This is a genomic window from Arthrobacter sp. PsM3 (genome assembly GCF_030433895.1).
Taxonomy (GTDB): domain Bacteria; phylum Actinomycetota; class Actinomycetes; order Actinomycetales; family Micrococcaceae; genus Arthrobacter.
The window spans coordinates 1-22,060 of sequence record NZ_JARUXE010000027.1; the positions used below are offsets into that span (position 1 = coordinate 1).

At 64.7% G+C, this 22,060-nt stretch carries 20 protein-coding genes; 11 read left to right on the plus strand and 9 right to left on the minus strand.

Annotated elements, in window-relative coordinates; all coding sequences use genetic code 11:
* Nucleotides 1-58: 58 nt before the first annotated feature.
* Nucleotides 59-565 carry a DUF2004 domain-containing protein gene (locus QCD75_RS14650; protein WP_226759710.1) on the minus strand — a complete coding sequence of 169 codons (507 nt, stop codon included), beginning with the start codon at nucleotides 563-565 and terminating at the stop codon, nucleotides 59-61.
* A gap of 99 nt (nucleotides 566-664) precedes the next feature.
* Between QCD75_RS14650 and QCD75_RS14655 the strand changes: the two genes are divergently transcribed.
* Nucleotides 665-2,083: an aldehyde dehydrogenase family protein gene (locus tag QCD75_RS14655; protein WP_301229827.1), complete on the plus strand. Its 1,419-nt coding sequence runs from the start codon at nucleotides 665-667 to the stop codon at nucleotides 2,081-2,083.
* 1 nt (nucleotide 2,084) lies between these two features.
* Here QCD75_RS14655 and QCD75_RS14660 read toward each other — a convergent pair whose 3' ends face one another.
* Nucleotides 2,085-3,029: a LysR family transcriptional regulator gene (locus QCD75_RS14660; RefSeq protein WP_301229829.1), complete on the minus strand. Its 945-nt coding sequence runs from the start codon at nucleotides 3,027-3,029 to the stop codon at nucleotides 2,085-2,087.
* A gap of 174 nt (nucleotides 3,030-3,203) precedes the next feature.
* Here QCD75_RS14660 and QCD75_RS14665 point away from each other — a divergent pair, with 174 nt between their 5' ends.
* The 7 genes from QCD75_RS14665 to nrdF all read left to right on the plus strand — a co-directional run bounded on the left by QCD75_RS14665 (nucleotide 3,204) and on the right by nrdF (nucleotide 11,230).
* Nucleotides 3,204-4,601 (plus strand): NAD(P)/FAD-dependent oxidoreductase, encoded by a 1,398-nt coding sequence (locus tag QCD75_RS14665; RefSeq protein WP_301229831.1) that lies wholly within the window; start codon nucleotides 3,204-3,206, stop codon nucleotides 4,599-4,601.
* Nucleotides 4,598-5,329, plus strand: coding sequence for a DUF1365 domain-containing protein (locus tag QCD75_RS14670; RefSeq protein WP_301229833.1), 732 nt, complete (start codon nucleotides 4,598-4,600; stop codon nucleotides 5,327-5,329). The genes QCD75_RS14665 and QCD75_RS14670 overlap by 4 nt, the downstream gene beginning before the upstream one ends.
* Nucleotides 5,330-5,331: 2 nt before the next feature.
* Nucleotides 5,332-6,702 carry a class I SAM-dependent methyltransferase gene (locus tag QCD75_RS14675; protein WP_441005494.1) on the plus strand — a complete coding sequence of 457 codons (1,371 nt, stop codon included), beginning with the start codon at nucleotides 5,332-5,334 and terminating at the stop codon, nucleotides 6,700-6,702.
* A gap of 527 nt (nucleotides 6,703-7,229) precedes the next feature.
* Nucleotides 7,230-7,469 carry a glutaredoxin-like protein NrdH gene (gene nrdH / locus QCD75_RS14680; protein ID WP_226759717.1) on the plus strand — a complete coding sequence of 80 codons (240 nt, stop codon included), beginning with the start codon at nucleotides 7,230-7,232 and terminating at the stop codon, nucleotides 7,467-7,469.
* 43 nt (nucleotides 7,470-7,512) lie between these two features.
* Nucleotides 7,513-8,001 (plus strand): class Ib ribonucleoside-diphosphate reductase assembly flavoprotein NrdI, encoded by a 489-nt coding sequence (nrdI, locus tag QCD75_RS14685; RefSeq protein ID WP_301229838.1) that lies wholly within the window; start codon nucleotides 7,513-7,515, stop codon nucleotides 7,999-8,001.
* A 38-nt stretch (nucleotides 8,002-8,039) separates the two neighbouring features.
* Nucleotides 8,040-10,160: a class 1b ribonucleoside-diphosphate reductase subunit alpha gene (gene nrdE / locus QCD75_RS14690; protein WP_301229952.1), complete on the plus strand. Its 2,121-nt coding sequence runs from the start codon at nucleotides 8,040-8,042 to the stop codon at nucleotides 10,158-10,160.
* Nucleotides 10,161-10,255: 95 nt separating this feature from the next.
* Nucleotides 10,256-11,230: a class 1b ribonucleoside-diphosphate reductase subunit beta gene (gene nrdF, locus QCD75_RS14695; RefSeq protein ID WP_024368367.1), complete on the plus strand. Its 975-nt coding sequence runs from the start codon at nucleotides 10,256-10,258 to the stop codon at nucleotides 11,228-11,230.
* A 284-nt stretch (nucleotides 11,231-11,514) separates the two neighbouring features.
* Here nrdF and QCD75_RS14700 read toward each other — a convergent pair whose 3' ends face one another.
* Nucleotides 11,515-12,837 carry an alpha-amylase family glycosyl hydrolase gene (locus tag QCD75_RS14700; RefSeq protein WP_301229844.1) on the minus strand — a complete coding sequence of 441 codons (1,323 nt, stop codon included), beginning with the start codon at nucleotides 12,835-12,837 and terminating at the stop codon, nucleotides 11,515-11,517.
* A 244-nt stretch (nucleotides 12,838-13,081) separates the two neighbouring features.
* Nucleotides 13,082-13,855 (minus strand): hypothetical protein, encoded by a 774-nt coding sequence (locus tag QCD75_RS14705; protein WP_301229846.1) that lies wholly within the window; start codon nucleotides 13,853-13,855, stop codon nucleotides 13,082-13,084.
* 338 nt (nucleotides 13,856-14,193) lie between these two features.
* Here QCD75_RS14705 and QCD75_RS14710 point away from each other — a divergent pair, with 338 nt between their 5' ends.
* Complete coding sequence (locus QCD75_RS14710; protein WP_301229848.1) at nucleotides 14,194-15,330, plus strand: acyl-CoA dehydrogenase family protein; 1,137 nt, start codon at nucleotides 14,194-14,196, stop codon at nucleotides 15,328-15,330.
* A gap of 429 nt (nucleotides 15,331-15,759) precedes the next feature.
* Nucleotides 15,760-16,284: a DUF1326 domain-containing protein gene (locus QCD75_RS14715; RefSeq protein ID WP_301229850.1), complete on the plus strand. Its 525-nt coding sequence runs from the start codon at nucleotides 15,760-15,762 to the stop codon at nucleotides 16,282-16,284.
* 196 nt (nucleotides 16,285-16,480) lie between these two features.
* Here the strand turns inward: QCD75_RS14715 and QCD75_RS14720 are convergent, their stop codons facing one another.
* Nucleotides 16,481-17,221: an SDR family NAD(P)-dependent oxidoreductase gene (locus QCD75_RS14720; RefSeq protein ID WP_301229852.1), complete on the minus strand. Its 741-nt coding sequence runs from the start codon at nucleotides 17,219-17,221 to the stop codon at nucleotides 16,481-16,483.
* A gap of 455 nt (nucleotides 17,222-17,676) precedes the next feature.
* Here QCD75_RS14720 and QCD75_RS14725 point away from each other — a divergent pair, with 455 nt between their 5' ends.
* On the plus strand, nucleotides 17,677-17,982 hold the full coding sequence (locus QCD75_RS14725) for a hypothetical protein (RefSeq protein WP_301229854.1): 306 nt from the start codon (nucleotides 17,677-17,679) through the stop codon (nucleotides 17,980-17,982).
* 227 nt (nucleotides 17,983-18,209) lie between these two features.
* Here the strand turns inward: QCD75_RS14725 and QCD75_RS14730 are convergent, their stop codons facing one another.
* The 4 genes from QCD75_RS14730 to QCD75_RS14745 all read right to left on the minus strand — a co-directional run bounded on the left by QCD75_RS14730 (nucleotide 18,210) and on the right by QCD75_RS14745 (nucleotide 21,383).
* Nucleotides 18,210-18,869 (minus strand): DNA alkylation repair protein, encoded by a 660-nt coding sequence (locus tag QCD75_RS14730; protein WP_301229954.1) that lies wholly within the window; start codon nucleotides 18,867-18,869, stop codon nucleotides 18,210-18,212.
* A 228-nt stretch (nucleotides 18,870-19,097) separates the two neighbouring features.
* Nucleotides 19,098-19,964: a PhzF family phenazine biosynthesis protein gene (locus QCD75_RS14735; RefSeq protein ID WP_301229856.1), complete on the minus strand. Its 867-nt coding sequence runs from the start codon at nucleotides 19,962-19,964 to the stop codon at nucleotides 19,098-19,100.
* 132 nt (nucleotides 19,965-20,096) lie between these two features.
* Entirely contained in the window at nucleotides 20,097-20,639 is a 543-nt protein-coding gene (locus tag QCD75_RS14740) for a hypothetical protein (RefSeq protein WP_301229858.1), read from the minus strand.
* Nucleotides 20,640-21,191: 552 nt separating this feature from the next.
* Nucleotides 21,192-21,383 carry a hypothetical protein gene (locus QCD75_RS14745; RefSeq protein ID WP_301229860.1) on the minus strand — a complete coding sequence of 64 codons (192 nt, stop codon included), beginning with the start codon at nucleotides 21,381-21,383 and terminating at the stop codon, nucleotides 21,192-21,194.
* Between the last annotated feature and the right edge of the window lie 677 nt (nucleotides 21,384-22,060).

Here is a 22,060-nt window from a genome sequence, read left to right on the forward strand (position 1 = left end):
GTGGGCTCGGATTTGTGTATATGAGACAGTCACAGGTGGCCGGCCGCCGTCGTACGTTTCAGGATTCCCAGAGGATCTCGTCGTCCACGACGCCGTCCTCGTCCGCGGAGGCCACCAGGACCTCGTCGGTGAAGTGCTTGCCCAGCGTGAAGTCCAGCACGAAGTAGCGTTCCGGCTGGCCGGGGAAGATGCCCACATGGCCCAGCTTCAGCGCCTTGAGGAAGACCGCGTCGGTGAGCTGGTCCTTGTCCTCGACACCGAAGACCGCCTTGAGGTGCTCGTCCTTGATCGCGCTGCAGTGGAAGTGCCGGTACTCCTGCGGGCTGGTGCCGTCCTGCTCAAGCTCCTCGGCGATCATTTCGCGGACCTGGTCCACAAGTTCAGGGAGGAAGCGCAGCCGGTAGTCAACCTTGTGCAGGGCCGCTTCGTCGAAGTGGTCATGCGCGTTGACATTCAGGTCAAGCTCCACGGTCTGGCCCGCCAGTTCATGCTTGGCGGTGAAATTGTGGTCCCTTCCGTGGTTGAGCTCGACCTCTCCGAAGTGCTTGCTCGCTACCTTGTTCATACCTTCAACATAGTCCTCAAAACCGCTCCATTCCAGCATTCCCAAGGTTTTATCCGCTACCGCACCCCTCCGGACTCGCGGTGCCGGTACATTGAGCGGATGCAAAACGTTGCCCCCGCCGTCGCCCGCGCCCGTGAACTTTTCGACACCGGGGCCACCCGTCCGCTGGCCTGGCGGCTGGAGCAACTGGCCAGCCTGCGGCGGATGCTGGCCGAGCGCCGCACGGAGTTTGCCGACGCACTGGGCAGCGATCTGGGCAAGCACGGCACCGAGGCCCTGCTGACGGAAATAGGATTTGTCACAGCCGAAACCGGGCACCTGGAAAAGCACCTGGAGGCATGGCTGCGGCCGCGCCGCGTGCCCGTGCCGCTGGCGGTCCAGCCGGCCAGGGCCTGGACCGAGCTGACCCCGCTGGGCGTCGTGCTGGTGATCGGCCCGTGGAACTACCCGCTGCAGCTGCTGCTGGCCCCGCTGGCCGGCGCCCTCGCCGCCGGCAACACCGTGGTGCTCAAGCCGAGCGAACACGCCCCCGCGACCTCGGCGGCCCTGGCCCGCTGGATCCCGGTGTACCTGGCCGGCGCGGCGGAGGTGGTCGAGGGCGGCATCCCGGAAACCGCCGCCCTGCTGGCGATGCCCTTCGACCACATCTTCTTCACCGGAGGGGAAGCCGCCGCAAAGGTGGTGCTGCGCGCCGCGGCGGAGAACCTGACGCCGGTGACCCTGGAACTGGGCGGCAAGTCCCCGGCCTACGTGGACTCCTCCACGGACCTGGCCAAGGCGGCCAAGCGGCTCGCGTGGGGCCGGTTCCTGAACGCCGGGCAGACCTGCGTGGCGCCCGACTACATTCTGGCCACCGAGGAGGTGCTGGTTCCGCTGGAGCGCGAACTCGTCAAGGCGATCGGAGCACTCTTCGGCCCGGACTCCTCCGCAAGCGGGTCCTACGGCCGGATCGTCGACGACCGGCACTTCGCCCGGATCGCCGCCCTCGCCGACGGCAGCACCGTGGTCCACGGCGGCGAACGGAACGCCGCCAGCCGCCACTTCGCCCCGACCCTGCTCCGGCCCGCGCCCGGGGACGCCGTCATGGGGGAGGAGATCTTCGGGCCGCTGCTTCCGCTGGTCCCGGTGGCCGGGCGCGAGGAGGCCATCCGTTTCATCAACGGCCGCGCCAAGCCGCTGGCGCTGTACGTGTTCAGCAACGACGCCGGCACCCGCCGGGCGTTCGCGGAGCGGACCTCCTCGGGGGCGCTCTGCTTCGACGTCCCGGCGGCGCATCTCTCGGTCCCGGGCCTGCCGTTCGGCGGGGTCGGCGGCAGCGGGATGGGGGCGTATCACGGCGAGCACTCGCTGCGGACGTTCTCGCACGAGCGGGCCATGCTGGCCAAGCCGTTGCGGCCGGACACACTGAAACTGATCTACCCGCCGTACACCAGGACCAAGCACCGGATTATCAGCGCACTCGCCGGGGCAGGGCCGGGCCTCGGGAAGCGCCTCGGGAAGCTCCTCCGGAAGCGCTGACTCAGCCCTTCCGCGGGACGGACGGGTTCGGTGCGGGCTTCAAGGCCGGGGAGTTGAAGGTGTCGGCCAGCAGTTCGACGAAGAGCTGGACCTGCGCGGTCTGTTTCTCATTGATCAGCAGGGCAAAGACGTTGCGGGCCAGCCGGATCTCGGGAACGTCCAGCACCACCACCCCGGCCGGGCGGTGCAGCAGGGCCAGCTCGGGAACCAGCGCCGCGCCCAGCCCGGCCGCGGCCATCTCAAGGCTCGCGTGGAAGTCATCGCTGTAGGCCACCACCCGGGGGTGCAGGTTGCAGCTGGCAAAGAGCCGCTCGATCACGGTTGCGTCGGACGTGCCCGGGTGGTGCACAATCCACGGCATGTCGGAGAGGTGGTCCGCGGCGACCTTGGAATCCGTGCCGATGCCCCAGGCGGCGGGCAGCACCACCCGGAAGTCGTCGTCGCCGATCCACTGCCGGTTCACGGTATGCGGCCAGGCGAGGCCGGACTGCCCCACCTGGTACACCAGGGCGACGTCGAGTTCGCCGCCGGTGCGCAGGCCCTGGATGGTCTGGGCGGGCTCCGCCACGGACACCCGCAGATCGATGCCGAGCTTCTTCCAGGCCGGGTTCGCCAGGATCCGCGGCAGCACATAGGTGGCCAGGCTGGGGAAGATGCCCAGCCGGAGTTCCTGCCGGGTGGTGTCCGCGGTGCGGGAGGCCGCCGCCATCAGCGCCTCGATGTCTGTGAGGACCTTGGCCGCGTGCCGGGTCATGACCAGGGCGGCTTCGGTGGGCTGGATACTGCGGGCGGAACGCTGGAACAGCTCGACGCCGGTGTCCCGTTCCAGCGCGGACATCTGTTGGGATACCGCCGACGCCGTGTAGCCGAGCCGGGTGGCGGCCGCCGCGAAGGAGCCCAGCCGGGTGACTTCGACAAGGGTCCGCAGATGGACGGGGTTAATCATGGGGGTGCCCTTCGCCTGGTTCCGGTGAGGCGGGACCGCAATCCCGCTTCATTCTGGCACATTGGCAGGGACAGAAAAGTTTGGAAGTCGCACACATCCAGCAGCCCCTCGGCGACGAATTGCCCGTAAGACGATTTACCAGGACGATCAGGCGAAGCCAACAGGAGCAGATCAGTGTCAGATGCAGCAGGGATCCCACAGGGCCGGCGCGTAGCCGTGATCGGCAGCGGGGTGGCGGGTCTGACCGCCGCGTATGTCCTGAACCGGCAGGACACCGTGACGCTGTTCGAAGCCGACCCGCGGCTCGGCGGCCACGCCCACACCCACGACGTGCCGCAGGCCGGCGGTCCGGTGCTCGGCATCGACACCGGCTTCATCGTCCACAATGAACGGACCTATCCCACGCTGCTGCGGCTCTTCGCGGAACTGGGCGTCGAAACCCAGGACTCGGAAATGAGCATGTCCGTCCGCTGCGACGGCTGCGGCCTGGAGTACGCCGGCGCCCGGGCCAGGGGCCGCGGCATCCTGCCCCGCCCTTCCACCCTGCTGCGCGGCAGGTACCTGCTGATGCTGCTTGAGGTGATGCGCTTCTACCGCCGGGCCCGCGCCCTGCTCGCCGAGACGCCTCCCTCAAACGAACCGGAGCTGACCCTGGGCGAATTCCTGGCCCGGGAAAAGTTCAGCGGCTACTTCATCTCGCACTTCATGACACCCATCGTCAGTGCCGTCTGGTCCTGCGACCCCACCACGGCGCTGGCCTACCCGGCCCGCTACCTCTTCACCTTCCTGGGCCACCACGGCCTGCTCGGCGTCTCGGGCTCACCGCAGTGGCGCACCGTCACCGGCGGCTCGCGCAGCTACGTGGACAAGATTGCCGCCACGCTGCCGGAAATCCGGACCGCCAGCCCGGTCACCGGAGTGCGCCGCCACGCGGAGGGGGTGGAACTGACTGTTGTGACCGGTACCGGAACGCTGACCACCGAGACGTTCGACGCCGTCGTGATCGCCACCCACCCGGCCCAGGCGCTGGGCATGCTCACCGACGCCTCACCCGCAGAGCAGGCCGCGCTCGGCGGGATGCCGTACTCGGTCAACCACACCGTCTTCCACCGCGATGACGCCGTGCTGCCGTCCAGTGACAACGCCAAGGCGTCCTGGAACTACCGGCTGCCCTCCTGCGACGCCCGGCCGGACAAGGTCCTGGTCAGCTACGACATGACCCGGCTGCAGCGCCTCGACCCCGCCGACGGCGGGCGCTACATCGTCAGCCTGGGCGAATCCGAGCTGATCGCTGACCACGCCGTGCTGGAGCGCATGGTCTACGAGCACCCGCAATACACCCCCGAATCCCTCCGGGCGCAGCAGCGGATCCTTGAACTCGGCGATGACCGGCTGGCTTTCGCCGGCGCCTACCATGGCTGGGGTTTCCACGAGGACGGCGCCCTCTCCGGGGTGAAGGCCGCGGAACGGCTCGGACGCAGCTGGGACGATCCCGCCGTCGCCCTGAACGAGGAGTACCGCGCCGTCGCCGTCGACCCGGACCTGCAGAGCGTCTCCGCGGAGGGCTCATGAACGCCACCGCTGCCATCTACCGCACCTCCATCGCGCACGTGCGGCGCACCCCGCTGAAGAACGCCTTCACCTACCGCAGCTACAGCTGGTATGTCGACGTCGACCGGCTCCCCGCGCTGCCCCGCCTGCTCCGTCCGCTCGCCGGCTTCCGCGTGGCCGACCACCTGGGCGACCCCGGCGGCACGCTCCGCGGCAACGTGGAGGCGTTCCTGGCCACCCGGGGGATAGACCTCGACGGCGGCCGGATCACCATGCTGGCCAGCGCCCGGGTCTTCGGGCACGTCTTTAACCCGCTCAGCCTGTTCTGGTGCCACGACGCCGCCGGGGAGCTGCGCTGCGTCCTCGCCGAGGTGCACAACACCTACGGGGAACGGCACTGCTACCTCCTCGAAACCGACGCCGCCGGCCGGGCCAGCGTGCCGAAGGCGTTCTACGTCTCACCGTTCAACGACGTCGAGGGCCAGTACCGGATGAAACTGCCGGAACCGGCCGACCGGCTCGCCGTCTCGATCGTCCTGGAACGCGAGGGGCAGCAGCCCTTTATCGCCAGCATGGACGGCGAACGCCACGAGGCCAGCGTGCGGAACATCCTCGCCACGGCGCTCGCGGTCCCGCTGGCACCGCTGCGCGTCTCCGCGCAGATCCGCTGGCAGGGAATCAAGCTCTGGGCCCGCCGGCTGCCCATCATCAAACGACCACACCACTCTTCACAGGAGGCAGTTCAGTGACCATGACCGAAGCGACCGGATCAGGCGCCGCCGCGCGCCGGGCCAATGAGGCCGCAGCCCCCTACACCGTCCCGCAGCCGCCCGCAGTGGTCGACGCCGCCATCTGGCCCAGCATCGCCACCGTCCCGGCGAGCCTCAAAGCCCGGGTGGCCGGCCGGGCCGCGGACGCCATCTTCAAAGCCGCGGTCCGCCGGCTGCCGCTCGAGGTCCGCTACCCGGACGGCACCGTCCTGGGCAAGGCCGCCACACCCGGCGTGACGTACCCGGTCATGACCATGAACCGTCCCGAGGCCTTCGCTGCCCGGCTCGGCGACGGCGGGCTGATCGGCCTGGGCGAGTCCTTTATGGCCGGAGACTGGGACGCCGACAACCTCACGGCCGTCATGGAGGTCTTTGCCGCCAGCGTCGGAACGCTCGTGCCCGAGCCGCTGCAGAAGCTCCGGGCGTTCTACCTGCCGCGCCAGCCGCGGAAGGAACGCAACACCGAGCAGAACACCCGCTCAAACATCTCCCGGCATTACGACCTCTCCAACGAGCTCTTTGGCACGTTCCTGGACGAGACCATGACCTACTCCAGTGCGCTCTTCCCGGAATCGGGCGAGGCGCTGAAGTCCGTCGCCTGGGACGGTTTCCCGGCCGCGCAGCAGGCCAAGATCGACCGGCTGCTGGACAAGGCCGGCGTCACCCAGGGCACCCGGGTGCTGGAAATCGGCACCGGCTGGGGCGAGCTCGCCCTCCGGGCCGCCCAGCGCGGCGCCACCGTCTACTCCGTCACCCTTTCCAGCGAGCAGCAGGAGCTGGCCCGCAAGCGCATCGCCGACGCCGGCTACACCGACGCCGTCACGATCGAGCTCAAGGACTACCGGGCCGTCGAAGGCGAGTACGACGCCGTCGTCTCCGTCGAGATGATCGAAGCCGTGGGCTTCGAATACTGGGCTACATACTTCCAGACGATCGAACGCGTCCTCGCCCCCGGCGGGAAGGTGGCCATCCAGGCCATCACGATCGCCCACGACCGGCTGATGGCCACCCGCACCAGCTATACCTGGGTGCACAAATACATCTTCCCCGGGGGCGTCATTCCCTCCGTCCGCGCCATCGAGGACATCACCGAGAAGCAGACCGGACTGCGCGTGCGCGAACGGCTCGCCATGGGGGAGCACTACGCCCAGACGCTGCGGCTCTGGGAAGAGCGCTTCATGGCCCGCTCCGCCGACGTCCGGGCCCTGGGCTTCGACGAGATCTTCCAGCGCATGTGGCTGTTCTACCTCTGCTACTCCCGGGCGGGTTTCGAGACCGGGTACCTAGACGTGCAGCAGATCGTCCTGGACCGCCGGCGAGTGGGCGAGGCCAGCAACGGGTCCGCTCAATGACAGGTCCCCTCGCGGCGACCGACTAGCGGCCGCTGTTAGACGTCTCACGCCGTGGAAGGCGGGCACCCCCTGGGTGCCCGCCTTCTGCGTGTTTCCGGACACTACATCTAGTGCTTAACCGCACTCCGGACCCCTGTGCGTTCCGCCCGCGACACGCCGTCCACCACGCGACACGCAGGGGAGTTAATTGTGCAAAGGTACTCCACAGCCTGTGGATTTCGTCCTGCAAAATGGCGGAAATCCGGACATTTTGAGGCACCCCGCCTGTGGACTGGCGGTGCATTAAATGACATACTTGTAATACATCATCTTGGGGTCCACATCGGGCTCTTGCACTACATGTAGTATCGACATACAGTTCCAGCGGAGCAGCAGTGCTCGCCAGGCAAGGCCAGTAACGGATCAGGATTCCTGTCCCGGAGCGGCCCGCCCGGACTACTGGCACCAGAGACTCAGCTCAACAGCCGCAGCTCCTGAGCAACACACATTTCGCAGTACCAAAGACTTCAACAAAGGGGACAGGGACCATGACCGTAACGGTTTACACGAAGCCGGCCTGTGTTCAGTGCAACGCGACATACCGCGCGCTGGATAAGAAGGGCATCACCTACCAGAGCGTCGACATCTCGCAGGATGCGGATGCCCTCGAGCGCCTGAAGGCCCTCGGCTACATGCAGGCCCCGGTTGTCGTCACCGACCAGGACCACTGGTCCGGTTTCCGCCCCGACAAGATCGAGGAACTGGCTCAGGCCTACGCCGTAGCCTGAACCGCTTCGCAGAAATACACGTCAGATGAGGTGAGTTACTCCCATGGCACTGGCAACAGCCAACACGCCGCTGGCAGCAGGGACGCCGGTGGCGGCAGATGCCGCCCGAACGACCACCAGCCACCTCATCTACTTCTCTTCCACTTCTGAGAACACCGCACGCTTCGTCAGGAAGCTGGGCGTCGACGCGGCACGGATCCCCCTCCATCCGAGGGAACCCGCGCTCGTGGCCACCGAACCCTACGTGCTGGTGCTTCCCACCTATGGAGGCACCGGGGGAGAGGGATCCGTTCCGAAGCAGGTCATCCGCTTCCTGAACGATCCGCGCAACCGGCAACAGCTCCGGGGTGTCATCGGGGCGGGCAACACGAACTTTGGGGACAACTACTGCATGGCCGGCGACATCATCGCCGCGAAATGCCAGGTCCCGCACCTATATCGTTTCGAACTCATGGGGACGCCGGAAGACGTCAGCCGAGTACAACAAGGATTGGAAGAATTTTGGACACGACTGTCGCAAGAACAGAAGTAGCCGTCGAGAAGCACACCGTCCCCGGTGAGAAGCCGGTCATGCCGGCTGCCTTCCAGGGCCTGGGCTACCACGAGCTCAACGCCATGCTGAACCTCTACGGCCCGAACGGGGAGATCCAGTTCGAGGCGGACCGCGAGGCGGCGCACCAGTACTTCCTGCAGCACGTGAACAACAACACCGTGTTCTTCCACGACCTTGAGGAAAAGCTCGACTACCTCGTGAAGAACGAGTACTACGAGCGCGAGACCCTCGACCAGTACACGATGAACTTCATCCGCGATCTCTACAACCGCGCGTACAAGAAGAAGTTCCGCTTCGAGACCTTCCTTGGCGCGTTCAAGTTCTACACCTCCTACACGCTGAAGACGTTCGACGGAAAGCGCTTCCTGGAGCGCTACGAGGACCGCGTCTGCATGGTGGCCCTGCACCTGGCCCGCGGCGACGAGCAGCTCGCCACCCAGATGGTCGACGAGATCATCGAGGGCCGCTTCCAGCCGGCCACCCCGACGTTCCTGAACGCCGGGAAGAAGCAGCGCGGCGAGCTGGTTTCCTGCTTCCTGCTCCGCATCGAAGACAACATGGAGTCGATCGGCCGTTCCATCAACTCCGCCCTGCAGCTGTCCAAGCGCGGCGGCGGCGTGGCGTTCGCGCTGACCAACATCCGCGAGGTCGGCGCGCCGATCAAGCAGATCGAGAACCAGTCCTCCGGCGTCATCCCCGTGATGAAGCTCCTCGAGGACAGCTTCTCCTACGCCAACCAGCTCGGTGCCCGCCAGGGTGCCGGCGCGGTGTACCTGCACGCGCACCACCCGGACATCTACCGCTTCCTGGACACCAAGCGTGAGAACGCGGACGAGAAGATCCGTATCAAGACCCTCTCGCTCGGCGTCGTCATCCCGGACATCACGTTCGAGCTGGCCAAGAAGGACGAGGACATGTACCTGTTCTCGCCGTACGACGTTGAACGCGTCTACGGCATGCCGTTCTCCGACGTCTCGGTCACCGAGAAGTACTACGAGATGGTGGACGATTCCCGGATCAAGAAGACCAAGATCAAGGCGCGCGAGTTCTTCCAGACCCTCGCCGAGATCCAGTTCGAATCCGGCTACCCGTACATCATGTTCGAGGACACCGTGAACCGGGAAAATCCGATCGACGGCAAAATCATCATGTCCAACCTGTGCTCAGAGATCCTCCAGGTCTCCCAGCCCACCACGTACCACGATGACCTGTCCTACGACCAGACCGGCAAGGATATCTCCTGCAACCTGGGCTCGCTGAACATCGCCAAGGCCATGGACTCGCCGGACTTCGGCCTGACCATCGAGACGGCCATCCGGTCCCTCTCTGCCGTCTCGGACATGTCCAACATCACCTCGGTGCCCTCGATCGCCCGCGGCAACGACCAGAGCCACGCGATCGGCCTCGGCCAGATGAACCTGCACGGCTACCTGGCCCGCGAGCGGGTGCACTACGGTTCCGAAGAAGGCATCGACTTCACCAACATCTACTTCTACTCGGTGGTGTTCCACGCGGTCCGCGCCTCCAACCGGCTGTCCATCCAGACCGGCCAGACCTTCGGCGGCTTCGAGAAGTCCAAGTACGCCTCGGGCGAGTTCTTCGACAAGTACACGGACCGGGAATGGGTCCCGCAGACCGCCAGGGTTGCCGAGCTGTTCCAGCACATCCACATCCCCACCCAGGATGACTGGCGCGAGCTGAAGGCCTCCGTCATGGAGCACGGCATCTACAACCAGAACCTGCAGGCCGTCCCGCCGACGGGCTCGATCTCCTACATCAACAACTCCACCTCCTCGATCCACCCGGTGGCGTCCAAGATCGAGATCCGCAAGGAAGGCAAGCTGGGCCGCGTGTACTACCCGGCGCCGTACCTGACGAACGACAACCTGGAGTACTACCAGGACGCGTACGAGATCGGCTACGAGAAGGTCATCGACACCTACGCCGCCGCCACGCAGCACGTGGATCAGGGCTTGTCCCTGACGCTGTTCTTCAAGGACACCGCCACCACACGCGACATCAACAAGGCCCAGATCTATGCCTGGAAGAAGGGCATCAAGACCATCTACTACATCCGTCTCCGCCAGCTCGCGCTGGAAGGGACTGAGGTGGACGGCTGCGTCAGTTGCATGCTGTAACCGATATCGGTTGATTTTGCTTGAGTACGACGGCGGGCGTCCGCCCGCCGTCGTACGCTTTAACTAGAGAACCAACCCAACTTTTAGGGGATGACATGACCGAGAAGGTCAAGCTGCTTAGCCACGTTGAAGCCATTAACTGGAACCGCATCCAGGACGACAAGGACGTGGATGTCTGGAACCGCCTGGTCAACAACTTCTGGCTGCCGGAGAAGATCCCGCTGTCCAATGACGTGCAGTCCTGGGCGACGCTGACCCCGGACGAGCAGCAGCTCACCATGCGCGTGTTCACCGGCCTGACCCTGCTGGACACCATCCAGGGCACCGTCGGCGCCGTCTCGCTGATTCCGGATGCGATCACCCCGCATGAAGAGGCTGTCTACACGAACATCGCCTTCATGGAGTCCGTGCACGCCAAGAGCTATTCCTCCATCTTCTCCACGCTGGCCTCCACCAAGGAGATCGACGAGGCGTTCCGCTGGTCCACCGAGAACGTGAACCTGCAGAAGAAGGCCCAGATCGTCATGGACTACTACCAGGGCGACGATCCACTGAAGCGCAAGGTGGCCTCGACGCTGCTGGAGAGCTTCCTGTTCTACTCGGGCTTCTACCTGCCGATGTACTGGTCCTCACGGGCCAAGCTCACGAACACGGCCGACCTGATCCGCTTGATCATCCGCGACGAGGCCGTGCACGGCTACTACATCGGCTACAAGTTCCAGAAGGGCCTGGAAGGCCTGTCCGAGGAGCGCAAGCAGGAAATCAAGGACTACACGTTCGAGCTGCTCTTCGAGCTGTACGAGAACGAAGTCCAGTACACGCACGATCTCTACGACTCCGTCGGCCTGGCCGAGGATGTCAAGAAGTTCCTGCACTACAACGCCAACAAAGCGCTGATGAACCTCGGCTACGAGGCCATGTTCCCGGCCTCCGTCACCGACGTGAACCCGGCAATCCTGTCGGCACTGTCGCCGAACGCTGACGAGAACCACGACTTCTTCTCCGGGTCGGGTTCCTCCTACGTGATCGGCAAGGCTGTTAATACTGAGGATGACGACTGGGACTTCTAGGTCCGTCCTCCTCCGTTCGTCGTTCCATTCCCCGGTCACCTTAGATGGAACCGCAACAAGAATCGCAGCAGCAACCATTGTGAGCATCAACGTAGTCCTCGGCGGTCAACGAACAAGGCCCCGCATGTTGAATCCAACATGCGGGGCCCTCGTTTTCTGAGAATCACTCCCGTGCATCTGGGCGAGCCTTTTCCGCCCGAGACCCGACGTCGACATTCTTCCAATCGCGCTGGTGATCGACTAAATAGGATCCTGTAGTCGAGTGTTCTGTCCTCGTCGCGGTCTTAGCCGAGGACAGCCCACCCCCGCGGCGGGACCATGACAGCGTTCGCGCCGACATCCAGTGTCGCCTGACCGGCGAGTAGCGAGGCGGCGCCCGCCGAGCTGATCCGCTGGGTCTCATGCGAGAGGTTCAGGGCGACCACGAGCGCATCACCGTCGAGCGCGGCGCTGTACACAAGCACCTCGTTGGCGAGCTGGAGGACTTCCGTGGTTGCTCGGTGCAGCCACGGGTTCCGTCTCCGCACCCCGATGAGCTCCTGGTGCACGGCGAAGATGGGTCCTCCCAGCGCCGAGAGCTGGTCGGGGGCGGACGGGAAGAGCGGCCTCACGTCGTCGTCGCCCCCTGCCCTGTCCTCCTTGACGCCCCGGTAGCCCTGTTCGTCGCCGTAGTAGATGGACGGCGTTCCGCCGACTGTGAGCAGGACGACGACGGCGTGCGGCACGAGCGCTGCATCGGTGAGCCTGCTCGCGATGCGCGTGACGTCGTGGTTACCGATGAAGGTGAGCGGTGCGTAGGAGCCGAGGAGCGCGTTGTGTCGTTCGAAGGCGGCTGCGAGTTCGTAAAAGTTCGCGTCGTTAAGGGAACTCCAGACAGCCTTCCAGAGCTCGTATTGCGTGGCGGAATCGAGTCCGCCGGACCGGACCTCCGCTGCGTAGTCGCCATGGATGTATTCGCCCACAAAGTACGCGTCCGGATGGGATGACCGGACGCGCGCTGTCACTGCGGCCCAGAACGACGACGGCACGGCATAGGCGGCGTCGAGTCGCCAACCGTCCGCACCACGGCGCAGCCAGTGCTCCATGACGTCCACCACGAAGTCGGCGACCGCCGGCTCCTCGTGGTTGAGCGCCACGAGGTGGTGGTGGCCCTCGAAGTCGCGATACGTCGGTTCGACGCCGGCCGCGGCACCGTTGGGCCACTCCAGCGAGAACCAGGAGGCGGTGTCCGCCGCCGGCCCGCGGGCAAGGACCTCCTGGAACGGCGCGAAGGAACGCCCGGTGTGGTTGAAAACGCCGTCGAGGAGTATTCGCAACCCGCGACGGTGTGCCTCGGCCACCAGGGTGTCGAAGTCCTGCTCGGAACCGAGCCTGGGATCGATCCGAAAGTAATCCGTGGTGTCGTAGCCGTGCGTCTCCGATTCGAAGATGGGGCCAAGGGCGAGCCCGGACGCCCCGAGCTCTACCGCGTAGTCGAGCCACGGGACAAGGCCCAGCAAGCGGTGTTCAGCGGCGGGTTCCGTAGTTCCGGTCTTCTCCGCGCCGACGAAGCCGAGGGGATACACGTGCCACCAAATGGCGTGTTGGACCCAGTCAGGTTCGTTCATGGCGATGAAGCCTTTCCGTCCGTTTCCGGCCGGCCAGGGCGGGTCGGCGGGCTGGCGGGCTGGCCCGGGCGGGGCCGGCGTCCCGTCCAGCCTATATCGACCGGGAGGTGGCCGTCCGGTGTTGAGCTGCTGGATTGCAGGGTGAAAATGGCCAGTCCGTGGATGAGTGAGCTGACTCGACGGCGACATTAATGACTCCAAGGGGCTGCATGCGCGCCTAACCGGGATTCGGCAGTCCGGTGACCTACTTCCGGGGAACTCCGGCGGCAGCCTCGGCTGCCGTCAGGGCCTTGCCGAATGCCGCCGCAGCGGACTGGTAATTCGCTGGATGGCCTTCTGATTTTGCCTGCTCGGCTTCCCGCATTGCCCTGATCATGGCCGCGGTGGCAGGGAAAGCAGCATCGGACATCGCCGGAAAGTCGAACTGCAGGTGCGGGTCAACCTCATAGGCCAGCCACCGGCCCTTGAGACGCTCATGCTGTGCAGCAGCGGCGCTGAAGGCCCGAGTGTCAACCAATGACAGCCCGGTCAGGCTTCCAGTGACCACGCCAGCAGTCTCCTCCGCTGCACAGGACAACTCTCGCTGGCGCTGAAGTGCTTGTGCGGTCCCCAGCCCTCCGGGGTCCTTGAGCCGGTGCTTTAGAACCATATTGTTCTCGTAAACCTGTATTTCCTCCGGGGTCATGCTGTCGAGTTCCATAGCGCTTTTACTGACCACATCGGCGGGGCCTCTCCGACTGGCGATACTGCTGACCGGGACGGGAAACAAGAACTTGCCTCCCAGGAAGCCCCCAAGCAAAACACCCAAGACAGCCCAGTCTGGTAAGCCTGCTGAGCCCGTCGACCCGGCAACAAAAAAGGCGCTCCAGTTAGTGATGGCCTGGCCAGTGGTGAAAGTCAGGCGGGTCTTTCCGAAACGCCTCACCCGGCGGTGCCTGTTGAGCTGCTGGTAGTGAAATGAACGTGCTCTGGCGATCCAATCGCGTGCTCGGTTCACCAGTTGCGGGCTTTCAGTCATGATCACGAGGTTACCGGTCTCCACAGACACTCGACGGACGTCGACCCTCGGCCCGTCCGCAGTCCTCCCTGTGAGCCCTTCGAAAAACGAAACGACCCCGCACACAGACGCGTGCGGGGTCGTTTCGTTGGCCAAGACTGCGGAAAAGGCCCTGCGCGCTAATCCACCGTGCGGGCCTTTGTTCCCTGAACAGCTCTCGACTCAATCTGGGCTCAGCGCTTTTCGTCCGGGACCCGACGGCAGAATTGTCGGGTTCATCAGGAAGTAGGAAGACCTAGTAATTACTAGGTCTTCCTACTATTGTGAGGTCACAATCCACATCTTCGACAGGACTGGGCATGTTTGAACATGATGAGGACCAGCAGGCGCTGGTCCAGATGGTGCGGGACTTCGCCAACGAGGCGCTGGCTCCTCACGCCGCGAAGTGGGACGAGACCAAGCACTTCCCGGTGGACGTGCTGGCCGAGGCTGGCGCGCTGGGCATGGGCGGCATTTACGTCCGGGAGCAGTTCGGCGGCTCCGGGCTGACGCGCAGTGATGCGGTGCTGATCTTCGAAGAACTGGCCAAGGCCGATCCGACGATTGCCGCCTACATCTCCATCCACAACATGGTGGTGTGGATGATCGACTCGTTCGGAAACGATGAACAACGCGCAGAGTGGGTGCCACAGATGGCATCCATGCGGGCGCTGGGCAGCTACTGCCTCACCGAGCCCGGTGCCGGCTCCGATGCTGCAGCGCTGAGCACCAAAGCGGTGCGTGACGGCGGAGACTATGTGCTGAACGGCGTCAAGCAGTTCATCTCCGGGGCAGGGTCCTCCAGCTACTACATCGTGATGGCCCGCACGGCCGACACCGGAAGCCGCGGCATCACCGCCATCGTCGTCCCGGCGGACTCGCCGGGCCTGTCGTTCGGGGCGAACGAGAAGAAGATGGGGTGGAACGCCCAGCCCACCCGCCAGGTGGTCTTTGACAATGTCAGGGTTCCGGTTGCCAACCGGCTTGGCGAGGAAGGCAGCGGTTTCGGGATTGCGATGAAGGGGCTCAATGGCGGCCGTATCAATATAGGGGCCTGTTCCTTGGGCGGCGGACAGACGGCCCTGGATAAATCGGTGGCCTACCTCAAGGATCGGCAGGCGTTCGGCGGTGCGCTGATCAACCAGCAGGCCCTGCTGTTCCAGCTCGCCGACATGGAAACGGAACTCGTCACCGCCCGGGCGCTGCTCTGGCGGGCAGCGGACGCGCTGGACCGCGGGGCGCCCGACGCCGTCAAGCTTTGTGCCATGGCCAAACGGGTCGCCACGGATGCCGGGTTCAACGTCGCCAACAGCGCGATCCAGCTCCACGGGGGCTACGGCTACCTCTCCGAGTACGGACTGGAGAAGATCGCCCGGGACCTGCGGGTCCACCAGATCCTGGAGGGCAGCAACGAGATCATGCGCTTGATCGTCGGGCGCATCGTGGTGGGGGACTAGGCCGTCGGCCGTGTCACTTTATTGGCGTAGCCAGATCAGGACTGCTCGACGACGGACCGGCCTTTGTAGGCTTCGCCGTCGAAGTCCACGGGCGGCCGCCGCGGGCGCCTTTGCGTTTTGCGGTTGGCGCTCTGGTCCCAGGGTTCGGGAATGACGGTCTTGATGTTCCGGGCACTTGGGAGTGTGCGGAATTGCCGCCCGCGGACCGGTAAAGACTGCCGTTGCCCATGCCCTGCCTCCCGTCCCGCGCCACAACCACTGCAGTGCAGCGGCTTTTCTTGTTGACGCCGACTGTGGCCGGAGGGAAACCGTGAGCATGGGGGGTTTCCATTTGGAGGGAGCCTCAGATGACATGGCGAATCGAAGGCACTTACTTCGAAAATTGCAATTGCGTTATGGTCTGCCCCTGTTCGACCTCCGGCCTGACCTTTGCCTGCGGACAATGACCGTTGCAACGCCGCGCTGGCTTTCCACGTCCGCCGGGGCGAGATTAACGGCGTCGACGTCGGCGGCCTCAACGTCTGCGTGGTGGCTGATACGCCTGCGGTGATGGGCGAGGGCGGGTGGAAAGTCGGGGTCCTGATGGATGCAGCGGCTTCCCCGGAGCAGGCAGAAGCGCTCGGGAAGGTGTTCGGGGGGCAGCTGGGCGGGCCGATGGAGGGTCTGGGTCCGTTGATCGGGGAAATGCTGGGCATGGAGTCCCGCGAATTCACCTACGCCGATGAGGGCCGCGGGCACAGCGTCCGGATCGGCGGGGCCGTCGACATGGCAGTGGAGGACTTCGTCTCTCCCCTCGATACAACCGGCGCCGGGGTGAAGGTTAGCGGAGCCGGTTTCCCCGCCGACACGCTGGCGGCCGGACGGGCTATCACGTCCACGGTGGATGCTTTCGGGATGGCATGGGACAACGCCGGGAAGAACTCCTTCTCGGCACCGTTCGCCTGGTCGGCCTGAATTGCCGGGGCAAGCCCATGTAAGGATCCGCAACCACGCTGCACTGCTGGTGTTGCTTGGGTGCGCGGTGATCGCATGCTATTTCACCATCCTGGAGTTCCGGGAAATCAGATTGCTTGAACTCCGTGGACGATAGCCCTGCCTACTGCGGGCGCGCTCGAGAGGCTGAGTTCCGCTCCCGGTAGGCGGGAAGGTCTTAACCAAGAAGGTCGTTTTCCTTCTGCATGTAGTAGTCGACGCAGGAGTACCCGCCGTCTGTGACGATGGATGCACCAGTGATAAACGCTGCCTCCGGGCTTAGAAGAAATGCGACGACCTTGGCTATGTCTCCAGGTGCTCCGTTGCGTCCCAGCGGAGTGAGGTTTGCCGCTTCGTATGAATCCGCGGTGATGCCGTTGTCTACCCAGCCCGGCGTCACCGCGTTAACCCGAACTCCGCGGGGGCCAAGGATGTTGGCGAGACTTCGGGTGATCGAAAGGAGAGCCGCCTTGCTGGCCGAGTAGCCGATGCTTCTGAAGGACCCGATGTCAGCGTCCGTGCTGGCTATGTTCACGATGCTGCCGCCGGTGCCCATGTGCCGACCGAGTTCCTGGGCCAGGATCAGGGGCGCCGTGACGTTCACTTCGAGGGCTCGATCCCAAGCACCTAATGTGAATTCCTCGAAGCCTTCCTTTTCGAGGATCCCGGCGTTATTCACCAGCGCATCCAAAGTGAATTCGCTGCGGATCTGACGAGCGAAGCCCAACGATGCCGATCTGTCCGTCATATTGAGGTGCCGGACCTCGACGCCGTGCGTACGCCTCAGCTCCATCGCTTCCTCACGACCGGTGTTGAACGTCGCAATAACCATCCAGCCGTTCTCTGCCAGATGTTCGGAAATTGATCGCCCTATCCCTCGTGCGCCGCCGGTAACCAGAACAGCACGCTTGTTTGTCATAGTGACGTCTCCCTGTTTAGTTTCGTTGACGGTTCCGTCCTGACGCGGGCGTCCGCCAGTGTCAGGCGTCAGATCATATCCGGCGCCTGGTACTCGTGTAAGTGCCTTCTGGATGGTCAGATCGTCCCGTGGGATGGGGGTGCACGTGCTGGTGGTGTCGGCGTCGGTGGGGGCCGTCCAGTGCATGCTGTGGCCTCGCACGAAGCCTGCCTTTACTGGTGGCACTGTCCGCGTCGACACCGTTACCGGAAGGATCGTCCCCTGAGGGTGCTGGGGGTGCTGAGGACCCAGTACCTCGTCCATCCACAGGGAGGGTCAGTTCTAACTAACGGGCCGGAGCCATTTCTTGCCAGGACAGCAGCGGAGCACCGGATTACGGCCGCCCTTCGGCCCTACCGGGATGACGCTTGAAGACCTATCTTGGTCCTGACACAGCGCGAGGGAAAGGAACGACGATGTTCACCCTGCAGATTAGCTATCCGGTCCGGGACTACGAGGCATGGAAGAAGGTCTTCGACACTGATCCCGCAGGCCGCGCCGCCTCGGGCGCCCGGTCTGTCCGGGTGTTCCGGGATACGGAGGACCAAAACAGCGTGGCCGTGCTCCTTGACTTCGACACCAAGGACGTTGCGACCGTCTTTCTTGAACGGCTGCGCGGCCAAGTGTGGAACAAACCAGAGGTGATAGGGCAGCTGATGTCGGCACCGCCGACAGCCAGGATTCTGGAGGAGGTGGGCCGCGAGGGCCAGGGTGCCGGCTGAGCGCTGAGAATCCGGTGTTCCTCGTTGGACGAGCGAGCCGTAACTTCAGATGGCCAGCAAAACTGGTGACAAAGGGGCAGGACTGATCCACGAAGCAGAAACCCCCGGCATTCGTGATGACTGACGGGGGTTTCTCGTTTGTCCTCTCTGCCTTTTTCTAGACAAAAAGATAAACTAAGTAACCTTGGCACCAAGCTGGCGGGAATCCCGGCAGATCGCGAACCGTCCTACGGATCAGACTGGCGGCGCACCATCTCATTTATCCAGGCGGGCGCGAACGGAGACGTGCAGCCCGGGGGCGTCGGGTAGTCCTTGAGCACTTCCAGGCGTTCACCGATGCCGATTGCGCGGGCGCGCTGCTCGCCGTGCTCGATCCCGATCTGAGCCAGGCAGTGGTTCATCGCCCACTGCAGGCGGTCCGGGGCGTCCTTCATGTCCGTTTCGATGATGTCCAGCAGCCCCGCCAGATCGAGACCCTCGGGCTTCTTCGCAACGCGTTCGGTGGTCAGCGCCCACCCGGCGCTCGCGACCACCGGGTCCGGATCGGCAAACCAGGCCAAACGCAGCTCTTCGGCGTGCGGGTTCTTCTTCACCACGTAGTTCACGAGCCAGTCGAGCACTTTGGGGGTCCGCGCCTCACGCAACATAACGTCCAGCTCCTCACCCTCGAACGCCCTAGGCCGGCAGATCAGGATCGCCAGCAGCCTCGCCGCGGTGTCATCGGTCTCCCAGAGCCGGCGGGCGAGTTCCTGCTGAGTCTTCAGCCGTTTCGCGAGCGCGCGCAGCTTGCCGAGGTTCACGCCGTGATCGTCACCATGCTTCTCGTTCACCTCTCGTGCCCTCGGGTCCTCGAGCGCGGCCAGCTCGGCCATCACCTCGGCCACCATAGTCCCGGTCAGAGTCTCGGCCACTGCACCCTCCTGTCAGTCACATGTGGGATTGAGCCTACTAGGAAGCGTGGTGACGGACCTGGCGTGCAAGCGTTTCGCAGGTGGGCCGTCGCTGACAAGCTTGCGGGGTGGTCGCAACCGCCCCGAACCGCGCTCACGTGGAAGCGACGCTGGAGGACACCGGGCGGATGACGACGGGTGAGACTGGCCGCCCAGCAGCGCTTTTCAGGGGTGGCCGGGAATCCGGACGGCCTTGCCGCTGACCACCATCCCGCCGGCAGCCGGAATGTCCACGGTGAGCAGGCCCGGCCGGCCCACGTGCCGTCCCTGGTGGATCAGGACCCTCGATGGGGGCTCGACCAATCCCAGGATGCGCAGGTAGCCGCCGACCGCAGCCGCGGCGGACCCCGTGGCAGGGTCCTCCGTGATGGCCCCCACCGGGAACAGATTCCGGGCTTCGAATTCGCCATCCGCAATACGGTGCATGATCGTCACCGTTGCGGCCCAGCCCTGAACGTCCATGAGGCTGCGCACCGCCTCCGGATCGAAGCCAAAGGAATCGAAAAGGGTACGGTCGGCGAAGACCAGCACCGGATGCCAGTTTCCCGAATACGCGATCCTCGGCGGATAGGCCGGATCGAGATCGCCCTGCCCGGCGCCGAGCAGTCCGAGGAGTTCGGCCAGGACGGTGTCGTCGAATTCGGCCAGCTGTGGCTCAACGGCCGTGAACGATGCGCTGATGTCGGCGCCCTCGCCGGCTGTCTCGATGACGATGGGGCCGACAAGGGTGTCGAAGGTGAAGGATCCAGCCCCGTCGCGACCGCTCAGCGCAACGGCGAGCGCAATCGTCGCATGGCCACAGAACGGCACCTCGGCGATCGGCGAGAAGTACCGAACCCGGCTCCGTCGCGGGTCCCTGTCGACGCCCTGCTCCGTCACAAAGGCCGTTTCGGCGTACCCGACGGCGGCCGCCACCGCCAGCATTCTGGCGTCATCCAGACGGCTGGCATCCAGGACAAGACCGGCAGGGTTGCCGCCGTTTGGCGTGGTGGAAAAGGCCGCGTATCGGAGGACCTCGGGGGTGTTTTCCATACCCCGATCCTCCCACGCCCCGCCGCCGAATCCGAGGCCTGCCACACATGGGGCCGGTCTACCGCCGTGTCCTCTGGATCACCCGGCGGCCATCTCTGGGTTCAAACGTCCCCAGCCGGAGCCGGCCAAAGCTCAGGTGCCAGGGACATCCTCTGGGAACTCTTCGCGGTACACGAGGTAGTGCCGGTCGGTCAGTGCCAGCGTGCCCCGGATCATCCGGTAGGGCCGGTACAGATGTTCGTAGGGGTCCTGCACGATGGTGTCCGGCAGGTCAGTCGCTTTGCGCAGCAGGTCGTTGACATCATCCAGTGATTCCAGATGGTGTATCCGGCCGGACTGTCGCACGTTCCAGGTCCAGCCTTCGATCACCCCGGTAGTCGTTTCTTCAAGCATTTCGAAGAGGGAGGCCAGAAATTCGATATCAGCGTCCGGCAACACGCGTTCCAGCGGGTACCTTTGGGGATCCTCCTGCTGTGCGGCGTCCCAGGCCTCCCGCAGCCAATCAATATCGGCTTTGCCGGAGGATTGCCCGAGCTGGAGGTGCCCGTTCCCATCATCGAGCAGCGGATAGCGGTTGGCCGCCCTGTCGATGACGGTTTCGTTCCGGCCGGCGTAGTCGAGACTTCGGACCACCGCTTCGGCTGAGGGTGCGTAGTTGAACAATCCGCCGTCCACAGTAATGAAATCCCTGTCCCCGGTCCCGGGTCCGGCACCGGCACGGAAGGGGAACCACGGTACCGCCCGTATCCACACGCTGGCCCTTCGCCATATCCCCATCTGATCCTCCATTCGTTCCACGCCGGGGGCGAAGGACCCCGCACCGCATGGTTGTCTCAAGCCGTTCGGGACGCGCCGTGACGAGGCCGCCCCGGTATGCGGTAAAACATCCTCGTGGGTTCGTCGGGGACTCCATGGAAACGGCGCAGGGCCCCGACGCTGCGGACAAGATCGGTTGCCTCCTTGGGCGGCGGGCTCTTCTTAGGATCGCTGCCCGCGGCCGAGTTCGTCAGAGACGAAGGTCCTGACAATGGAGATTCCGGCCGTGCGCTGGCGTTCCTGATGTTCCAGGCGGGTTTCGTTTGCTCACCGTGGTCCTCCTGGCAGCCGGCGCGTTCCGGTTGACCGCGCTGTTCCTCTCGGCCGCAGCCCTTAGACCGTTTGGGAGAGGGCGCGATACCTGAAACCTGGGGGGCCGAACGTGCGGACGCGGTGAGTCCGTTGGATGATTCAGGAGTTTGGATCGAGGTACAGCGAGAAGCCCGTGATTTCGTCGTCTTCATTTATTTCCAGGTGGAGCTCGTCCTGGTCGCTGCAACCGCCGGCTTCTGCGCGCGCTACGAAACGCTTGAGATCCCCGAATGTGGCACGTTGGCCCTCGGGTCCAGAGAATTCGATGTCTAGTTTTAGTCCGATAGCCATGGCAGAAAGTATGTCAGTCAGTGAGGTCAACAGTCTGGGGGCGGCTGGCCGTATCAACGGGGGCCGGTGCCGTTAGCGTGGCTGCTGGGAGTTTGACTCGCCTGGCCCGTTGCCCGCCAGGGCGTTGGCGGCCTTCACTGCGACCCGGGCAGCATTGTCCTGTCACGGACCCGCCACTTCAGCTGTCGTGCCGGGTAGAGACCGGAAAAATGGTCCGGTCGTGGCTGTTGCTGGCGGTCCGTGAGCCATGTGGTCAGTTCCGCGGCGGGGAGCTAGACGGCGACGGCGTCGACCGCCGGCGGTTATTCGCACGTTGGGGGCCGGTTCGGTCCTGCGCCAAGGACGCCGACGCCGTCACCAACCGCCGCGCGTCGGCGTACATCCCTTTCGGGCATCCTCGGGCATTGTCTCGGGAATCTTCCTCGCGTGGATCTTGGCGAGGAACGGCGCGGCCTCGTAGGATGCGGTCAACGCCACAGCCCGGTCCTCGGGATCGCAGTCCCGGTCCGCCGTTGGAACGACAGGACATGGCCCACCCCCAACAGGCTCGGGCCATATCCCGCCGGTCTTATTCCGGTCCCGGGCTGGTACCGGTGGTATGCCCCGATTGCACGGGGTGAGCGCGCTGATGGAGTTCGTGATCGACGAGGCCGAGGAGCTCGCCGGGGGCAGCTGCT